Raw genomic sequence first — 303 nt, 5'->3', positions numbered from 1 at the left:
AACGAGGTGATGACGGCATCGGTAACGAACATCCAGGCGGTCGCCAGGGTAATGGCGACCGAGTAAATGCCCAGCACCGCGGCGGAAACGAACCACATCAAAAACAGCTGCGCCAGCCGGGTATAGATGGCGATGGAAACATTGGATACCGCCAACGGCAGGCCGCTGGCGAGCAGATAGCGCACATATTTGCGCCGAATACGGCCGGGGGCCGAAAAGCCCGGATGGCGGCGATGATAAAGGTGATGACGGATCAGATAGGGGATGAGGTACACCATCACGATAGGGATGGCCAGAAAGTAC

1 protein-coding gene is annotated in these 303 nt (G+C 57.8%); it reads right to left on the bottom strand.

The genetic code is table 11. The features are described 5' to 3' along the window. Positions 1-303, bottom strand: a 303-nt coding sequence (locus JYB63_RS22800) for an oligosaccharide flippase family protein (RefSeq protein WP_205660212.1), incomplete at both ends; no start/stop codon positions are given.

It is taken from the genome of Aliamphritea spongicola (assembly GCF_017051665.1).
GTDB classification, from domain to species: Bacteria; Pseudomonadota; Gammaproteobacteria; order Pseudomonadales; family Balneatricaceae; genus Amphritea; species Amphritea spongicola.
Note: the sequence above shows the minus strand (reverse complement) of the source record. Positions and strands in the feature narration are given on the sequence as shown.